The organism is Micromonospora sp. ATA51, from assembly GCF_016802855.1.
GTDB lineage: Bacteria > Actinomycetota > Actinomycetes > Mycobacteriales > Micromonosporaceae > Micromonospora > Micromonospora sicca.
This window is the reverse complement of sequence record NZ_JAEVHJ010000331.1, coordinates 1-7,096: the sequence shown is the minus strand read 5'-3', so window position 1 is coordinate 7,096 and position 7,096 is coordinate 1. Positions and strand designations below refer to the sequence as shown.

General features: G+C 72.0%; 8 protein-coding genes. 5 read left to right on the top strand and 3 right to left on the bottom strand.

Annotated features, from left to right (window positions below; all coding sequences use genetic code 11):
- Positions 1-1,595 (bottom strand): methylmalonyl-CoA mutase family protein (locus JNW87_RS31975; protein ID WP_238454955.1); only part of this gene is annotated, 1,595 nt, incomplete at its 3' end.
- A gap of 152 nt (positions 1,596-1,747) precedes the next feature.
- On the opposite strand from JNW87_RS31975, the gene JNW87_RS31970 reads away from it, so the two are divergent.
- From JNW87_RS31970 to JNW87_RS31960, 3 genes are all read left to right on the top strand, one after another.
- The gene (locus JNW87_RS31970) at positions 1,748-2,596 is read left to right on the top strand and encodes an ABC transporter ATP-binding protein (protein WP_109800222.1); all 849 of its coding nucleotides are present in this window, start codon (positions 1,748-1,750) and stop codon (positions 2,594-2,596) included.
- The gene (locus tag JNW87_RS31965; protein WP_109800223.1) at positions 2,593-3,438 is read left to right on the top strand and encodes an ABC transporter permease; all 846 of its coding nucleotides are present in this window, start codon (positions 2,593-2,595) and stop codon (positions 3,436-3,438) included. The genes JNW87_RS31970 and JNW87_RS31965 overlap by 4 nt, the downstream gene beginning before the upstream one ends.
- 61 nt (positions 3,439-3,499) lie before the next feature.
- Positions 3,500-3,643: a hypothetical protein gene (locus tag JNW87_RS31960; protein ID WP_236647321.1), complete on the top strand. Its 144-nt coding sequence runs from the start codon at positions 3,500-3,502 to the stop codon at positions 3,641-3,643.
- A gap of 47 nt (positions 3,644-3,690) precedes the next feature.
- Here the strand turns inward: JNW87_RS31960 and JNW87_RS31955 are convergent, their stop codons facing one another.
- Together JNW87_RS31955 and murA are read right to left on the bottom strand one after the other, a co-directional pair.
- Positions 3,691-4,539 carry a 3-hydroxyacyl-CoA dehydrogenase family protein gene (locus tag JNW87_RS31955; RefSeq protein ID WP_109800224.1) on the bottom strand — a complete coding sequence of 283 codons (849 nt, stop codon included), beginning with the start codon at positions 4,537-4,539 and terminating at the stop codon, positions 3,691-3,693.
- An 80-nt stretch (positions 4,540-4,619) separates the two neighbouring features.
- Entirely contained in the window at positions 4,620-6,059 is a 1,440-nt protein-coding gene (murA, locus tag JNW87_RS31950) for a UDP-N-acetylglucosamine 1-carboxyvinyltransferase (protein ID WP_109800225.1), read from the bottom strand.
- On the opposite strand from murA, the gene JNW87_RS31945 reads away from it, so the two are divergent.
- Together JNW87_RS31945 and JNW87_RS31940 are read left to right on the top strand one after the other, a co-directional pair.
- Positions 6,058-6,630 (top strand): cob(I)yrinic acid a,c-diamide adenosyltransferase, encoded by a 573-nt coding sequence (locus JNW87_RS31945; RefSeq protein ID WP_109800226.1) that lies wholly within the window; start codon positions 6,058-6,060, stop codon positions 6,628-6,630. The two genes, murA and JNW87_RS31945, sit on opposite strands and share 2 nt — an antisense overlap.
- Positions 6,606-7,025, top strand: coding sequence for a VOC family protein (locus JNW87_RS31940; RefSeq protein ID WP_109800227.1), 420 nt, complete (start codon positions 6,606-6,608; stop codon positions 7,023-7,025). The genes JNW87_RS31945 and JNW87_RS31940 overlap by 25 nt, the downstream gene beginning before the upstream one ends.
- The last annotated feature ends 71 nt before the right edge of the window (positions 7,026-7,096 follow it).

Below are 7,096 nucleotides of genomic sequence, written 5' to 3'. Positions count from 1 at the left end.
CGGCCCGCCATTCGCGTACGGAGGCGACGGCGGCCGCCTCGACCGCGGGGTCGACCTGCTCGACGGCCTCGGCGCCGGCGGCGGTCAGCGGGGACGGCTGCGGTCTCGGTGAACCGGTTGAGCGCGCCGGCCCACTCGCCGGTGGTCACCCCGGCCCGCACGCACTCCAGGGTCGCGGCCATCAGGTTCGTGGTGGTCGCGGCGTCCGCGCGGAGCCGGGCGAGTGCCGCGTCGACCGCCGCGTCGTCCCGACCGGCCCGCCATTCGCGTACGGAGGCGACGGCGGCCGCCTCGACCGCGGGGTCGACCTGCTCGACGGCCTCGGCGCCGGCGGCGGTCAGCGGGGACGGCTCGGTCTCGGTGAACCGGTTGACGCCGACCACCACGTCGGCGCCGGACTCCATCCGCCGGCGCCGGTCGGCCAGCGAGGCGACCAGGGCGCTCTTGAGGTAGCCGGTCTCCACGGCGGCCACCACGCCGCCCATCTCCAGCACCTTCTCCAGCTCGACCCGCGCCCCGGTGACGATCCCGTCGACCAGCGCGGTCATCACGTGCGAGCCCTCGAACAGGTCGGGGTATTCGAGCAGGTCCGACTCGTACGCGAGGACCTGCTGCATCCGCAGCGACCACTGCTGGTCCCAGGGGCGGGGCAGGCCGAGCGCCTCGTTCCAGGCGGGGAGTTGCACCGCGCGGGCGCGGGCGTCGCGGGAGAAGGTCACGCCGAGCATCTCCAGCACGATCCGCTGGATGTTGTTCTCCGGCTGGGCCTCGGTGAGGCCGAGCGAGTTGACCTGGACGCCGTAGCGGAAGCGGCGCTGCTTCGGGTCGGTGACGCCGTACCGGTCGCGGGTGATCTCGTCCCAGAGCGCGCCGAACGCGCGCATCTTGGCGATCTCCTCGACGAAGCGCACCCCGGCGTTGACGAAGAAGGAGATCCGCTGCACCACGTCGCCCATCCGCTCGGCGGGCACCTGGCCGGAGTCGCGGACCGCGTCGAGCACGGCGACGGCGGTGGCGAGCGCGAAGCCGACCTCCTGCACCGGCGTCGCGCCGGCCTCCTGCAGGTGGTACGAGCAGATGTTGACCGGGTTCCACTTCGGCATCTCGCGCAGCGTGTACGCGATGACGTCGGCGGTGAGCCGCAGCGACGCCGCCGGCGGGAAGATGTACGTCCCCCGGGAGAGGTACTCCTTGATGATGTCGTTCTGCGTCGTGCCGGCGCAGCGGGACAGCTCGGCGCCCTGCTCGGCGGCGACGGTGCCGTAGAGGCCGAGCAGCCACATGGCCGGCGCGTTGATCGTCATCGAGGTGTTCATCCCGGCCAGCGGGATGCCGTCGAAGAGGGCCCGCATGTCGCCGAGGTGCGCCACCGGCACGCCGACCCGGCCGACCTCGCCGGCGGCCAGCTCGTGGTCGGGGTCGTACCCGGTCTGGGTGGGCAGATCGAAGGCGACCGACAGGCCGGTCTGCCCCTTCGCCAGATTGCGCCGGAAGAGCGCGTTGGTGGCCGCGGCGGAGGAGTGCCCGGCGTACGTGCGCATCACCCAGGGGCGGTCGCGCTCCGGCAGCCGGCCCGGAAGAGCCTTCTCATCCATGGCCGGAGTCTAAGTTACCGTTCAGTAAAACGGGTTGTGGAAAACCACACAGGTCCATGTCGCGGACGTCCGGGCGGGAAGCGCCCGACATGGCCGCCACCACCACACCCCCGAACTCCCCGGGCCGCCGGCCAGGTCGCACACTTGACGGCATGGATGACGAGCTCGCGATCTCCGTACGGGGACTGCGCAAGGCGTACGGCGACAACGTCGCGGTGGCGGGGGTGGACCTCGACGTCCACCGCGGCGAGGTGTTCGCCCTGCTCGGCCCGAACGGCGCGGGCAAGACCACCACGGTGGAGATCCTGGAGGGCTACCGGCAGCGCGACGCCGGCGAGGTGTCCGTGCTGGGCCGCGACCCAGCCCACGCGGATCCGCACTGGCGCTCCCGGGTCGGCATCGTGCTCCAGGGCACCGGCGAGTTCGACGAGCTGACCGTCGCCGAGGTGGTCCGGCACTTCTCCGGCTTCTACCCCGACGCCGACGACCCGGACAAGGTGATCGAGCGGGTGGGGCTGGGCGGCAAGGCGAAGGCCCGGACCCACACCCTCTCCGGCGGCCAGAAGCGCCGCCTCGACGTGGCGCTGGGCATCATCGGCCGCCCCGAGCTGCTCTTCCTCGACGAGCCGACCACCGGCTTCGACCCGGAGGCCCGGCGCGAGTTCTGGGAGCTGATCCGGGACCTGGCCGCCGCGGGCACCACCATCGTGCTGACCACGCACTACCTGGACGAGGCCGAGGCGCTCGCGGACCGGGTCGGCGTGATCGCGGCGGGGCGGGTGGTCGAGGTGGCCCCGCCGAACCGGCTTGGCAACCGGCAGGAGGCGCTGGCCACGGTCTCCTGGCGTACCCCGGACGGGACGCTGGAGACCGCGGAGAGCGCGACGCCGACGGCCCTGGTGGCGGAGCTGGCCGCGCGCTACGGCGGCGAGGTCCCGGGCCTGACGGTGACCCGGCCGACCCTGGAAGACGCCTACCTGAAGATGATCGGACACTCATGACGACCACCACGAAGCCGGCGGCCCCGGTCGCCGCCGCCCCGGTCCGGCGGCTCGGACCGGGCGCCCTGGCGCTACGGCAGGGGCGGCTGGAGATCACCCAGTTCCTGCGCAGCCGGGAGTCCGTCGTCTTCACGATGGGCTTCCCGATCATCATGATCCTGATCTTCGCGTCGATCTTCAGCGGCGAGATCGGCGGCGGGGTCAAGTTCACCCAGTACTTCATCACCGGCATGATCGCGACCGGCCTGATGACGGTGAGCTTCCAGAACCTCGGCATCTGGATCCCGATCGAGCGGGACCGGGGCGTGCTCAAGCGCTACCGGGGCACGCCGATACCGAAGTGGGTCTGGTTCGCCGGCAAGGTGATCATGGTGGTGGTGATCGGCGTGGCCGAGACCGCGCTGCTGCTGGTCGTCGCGGTGCTGCTGTTCGACCTGAAGCTGCCCGACACCGTCGGCAAGTGGCTGACCTTCGGCTGGGTCGCGGCGCTCGGCGTCACCGCCTGCACCCTCTGCGGCATCGCCATCTCCTCGCTGGCCCGGACCGCCCGCAGCGGCTCGGCCGTGGTCACCCCGGTGGCGCTGGTGCTCCAGTTCATCTCCGGGGTCTTCTTCGTCTTCACCAGCCTGCCGGCCTGGATGCAGCAGGTGGCGGCGCTCTTCCCGCTGAAGTGGATGTGCCAGGGACTGCGCGCCGTCTTCCTGCCGGACAGCTTCGGCGCCCAGGAGCCGGCCGGGTCGTTCGAGCTGGGCCGGGTCGCCCTGGTGCTCGCCGCGTGGTGCGTGATCGGCCTGCTCCTCTGCCTGACCACCTTCCGCTGGACCACCCGGCGCGACGGCTGAGCCGCCGGCCGGCACCCCGGTCGGCCTCTGGTGCGGCCGGCAGGACAACTTCCTCCCCGACGTGCGCGCCCTCGCCCGGGCGCTGCCGGAGCCGCCGGTACGCGCCGCGTGGGCCGACGGCCGGCACAACTTCGCCTACTGGGGCACCGTGATCCCGGACGCCTTCGCCCTGCTCGGCGCCGCCGTGAGCCGGCCCCGCCCGTGACCGGTCGCGGGCGACGGGGAGTCCCGCCCGTCGCCCGCGCAGCCGGCTCAGTACGTGTAGAAGCCCTTGCCGGTCTTCCGGCCCAGGTCACCGGCGGTGACCATGCGCTGGAGCAGCTCCGGCGGGAAGAACTTCTCATCGGCGGTGTCGGTGTAGATGTTCTTCGAGGCGTGCAGCAGCACGTCCACGCCGGTCAGGTCGGTGGTGGCCAGCGGGCCCATGGCGTGGCCGAAGCCCAGCTTGCAGGCGGTGTCCAGGTCCTCCGCCGAGACCACGCCGGACTCGACCAGCTTGACCGCCTCCACGACCAGCGCAGCGATCAGCCGGGTGGTGACGAAGCCGGCGATGTCCCGGTTGACCACCACGACCGTCTTGCCGATCTCCTCGGCGAACGCCTTCGCCGTCGCCAGCGTCTCGTCGGTGGTCTTGTAGCCGCGGACCAGCTCGCAGAGCTTCATCATCGGCACCGGGGAGAAGAAGTGGGTGCCGACGACGGACTCCGGCCGCTCGGTCACCGCCGCGATCTGGGTGACCGGGATGGCTGAGGTGTTGGTGGCGAGCACCGCGTCGGCCTTGCAGATCTTGTCCAGCGCGCGGAACACCTCGTGCTTGATCTCCAGCCGCTCGAAGACCGCCTCGACGACGATGTCCGCGTCGGCGACCGCCTCCAGATCGGTGGTCGGGGTGATCCGTCCCAGCGCCGCCTCGACGTCGTCCGCCGCGATCTTCCCCTTCTCGGCGAACTTCTCCAGCGACTTCCGGATGCCGTCGACGCCCCGCTTGGTGGCCGCGTCGTCCAGGTCCCGCAGCGTCACCTGCCAGCCCGCCTGCGCCGCCACCTGGGCGATGCCCGAGCCCATCAGCCCGGCACCGACGACCGCGAGTCGACCCGCCATCTGCTTCTCCCTCGCCTGATTGAGTACCTGCCAGCACCCTAGTCGGCGAGCCTGAACGACGGCTAAGCCCTCTCCCGCGGTCAGATCTCCAGGGCCGGCTCGTCCGGGATCGTGCCCCGCTCGACCTCGATCCCGAGGGCCCGCAGGTCGGCCACGAAGTCCGGATAGCCACGGTCCACGTGGTGCACGTGGGAGACCTCGGTGACCCCGTCGGCGCACAGCCCGGCGATGATCAGGCCGGCGCCGGCCCGGATGTCGGTGGCGCGGACCGGGGCGCCGGAGAGCCGGTCCCGGCCGCGTACCACCGCGTGGTGGCCGTCGGTCTTGATGTCCGCGCCGAGCCGCATCATCTCGTTGGCGAACATGAACCGGCCGTCGAAGATGTTCTCGGTGATCAGCGACGCCCCGTCGCTCACCGCCGCCAGCCCGATCGCCATCGGCAGCAGGTCGGTGGCGAAGCCCGGGTAGGGCAGGGTCACCACGTCCACCGCGGTCGGGCGGTCGTCCATCCGGACCCGGAAGGCGTCGGTGCGGGTCTCCACCAGACCGCCGGCCGAGACCAGCTTGTCCAGCGCGACCTCCAGGAACGCCGGGTCGATGCCGGTCACCGTGACGTCCCCCCGGGTCATCGCGGTGGCGAACGCCCAGGTCCCGGCGACGATCCGGTCCCCCACCGTGGCGTGCCGCACCGGGCCCAGCTCGGGCACGCCCTCGATGCGCAGGGTCGAGGTCCCCTTCCCCTCGATCCGGGCGCCCATCCGGATCAGCATCGAGCAGATGTCGACGATCTCCGGCTCCCGGGCGGCATTGTCGATCACCGTGACGCCCTGGGCCAGCACCGCCGCCATCACCAGGTTCTCCGTCGCGCCGACGCTGGGGAAGTCCAGCACGATGTCCGCGCCGTGCAGGCCGTCCGGGGCGGACGCGATGACGAAGCCGTGCTCACCGGAGATGTCCGCGCCCATCCGGGTCAGCCCGGAGACGTGCATGTCCAGGCCGCGGGAGCCGATCGCGTCCCCGCCGGGATGCGCCACCCGCACGTACCCGCGGCGGGCCAGCAGCGGACCCAGCACGCAGATCGACGCGCGCAGCCGCCGGACCAGGTCGTAATCGGCCTCCGCGCCTGGCCGCTCCGGCACGTCGATGACGACCGACCGGGAGCGTTCCACCCCACCGCGGGCCACCATCGGATCGACCGGGTCGTCGGCGCCGAACCGCACGCCGCAGCCGAGCCGGCGCAGCACCTCGCCCATGATGGCGATGTCGGTGATCCGGGGGACGTTGGTGATCACGCTTCGCCCGGGCGCGAGCAGCGCGGCCGCCATCAGCTTGAGCGCGGAGTTCTTCGCCCCCACGACGTGGACCGTGCCGGCCAGCCGCGCGTCGCCGCGCACCCGGATGACGTCGACGTCGTTGACCGCTGGACCGCCGGCGTCACCCGGGCCCACACCGGCCGGCCAGCCGGTCTGGTCCGGCCGCGCCGGGATGGTCAGGTCCGGTATCCGTAGGCTGTGCGTCATGGCCGTCCACCTCACGCGCATCTACACCAAGGCCGGCGACGCCGGCATGACCAGGCTGAGCAACAACGAGCAGGTGCCGAAGATCGATCCACGGATCGCCGCGTACGCGGACGTCGACGAGTGCAACGCGGCGATCGGTGTCGCGCTCGCGCTCGGGCAGCTCGACGACGAGCTGCGGGCGGTGCTGGGGTCGATCCAGAACGACATGTTCGACGTCGGCGCGGACCTGGCCACCCCGGTCGAGCCGGACCCGAAGTACCCGCCGCTGCGGGTCACCGAGGAGTACGTGGAGCGCCTCGAGGGCTGGTGCGACGAGTACAACGCACGCCTGAGCAAGCTCGACTCCTTCATCCTCCCCGGCGGCACCGCTGGCGCGGCGCTGCTGCACGTGGCACGGACGATCGCCCGACGCGCCGAGCGTGCGGCGTGGGCGCTGGTCGGGCACGACCCGGACCGGACCAGTCCCCTTCCCGCAAAGTATCTCAACCGGCTCTCCGATCTGCTCTTTATCCTGGCAAGAACGGCAAATCCGGACGGAGATGTGCTATGGGTACCGGGCGGGAAGCGCTGACCGTCGGCGGGCTGCACCACGTCGAGGTGTGGGTGCCGGACCTCGAGGCCGCCCGGTGCAGCTGGGGCTGGCTCCTCGGCGAGCTGGGCTGGACGCCGTTCCAGGACTGGCCGGCCGGCCGGTCCTGGCGGCTCGGCCCGACCTACCTGGTGCTGGAGGAGTCCCCCGGGCTCTCCGGACGGGTGCACGACCGGCTCGCACCGGGACTCAACCACCTGGCCTTCCACGCCGGGCCGCCAGCCGCGGTGGACGCCCTGGTCGCCGCCGCCCCCGAGCACGGGTGGGAGCTGCTCTTCCCGGACCGGCACCCGCACGCTGGTGGCCCGGGGACTTACGCCGCGTATCTCGCTGATGGGCAGGGGTATGAGGTGGAGCTGGTCGGCTCGACCGACTGACTTCGTGGTTGCTGGTTGGGGGCTGGGGCGACCGACCGGCTTCGGGCGGTCAGGCTTGATCCCTGCGCCGG

What these genes read in the sequence shown, in the direction of transcription:
- JNW87_RS31955 (WP_109800224.1), bottom strand. Translation starts at nt 4,539, where the DNA reads ATGGCGGGTCGACTCGCGGTCGTCGGTGCCGGGCTGATGGGCTCGGGC.
- murA (WP_109800225.1), bottom strand. Translation starts at nt 6,059, where the DNA reads ATGACGCACAGCCTACGGATACCGGACCTGACCATCCCGGCGCGGCCG.
- JNW87_RS31945 (WP_109800226.1), top strand. Translation starts at nt 6,058, where the DNA reads ATGGCCGTCCACCTCACGCGCATCTACACCAAGGCCGGCGACGCCGGC.
- JNW87_RS31965 (WP_109800223.1), top strand. Translation starts at nt 2,593, where the DNA reads ATGACGACCACCACGAAGCCGGCGGCCCCGGTCGCCGCCGCCCCGGTC.
- JNW87_RS31940 (WP_109800227.1), top strand. Translation starts at nt 6,606, where the DNA reads ATGGGTACCGGGCGGGAAGCGCTGACCGTCGGCGGGCTGCACCACGTC.
- JNW87_RS31970 (WP_109800222.1), top strand. Translation starts at nt 1,748, where the DNA reads ATGGATGACGAGCTCGCGATCTCCGTACGGGGACTGCGCAAGGCGTAC.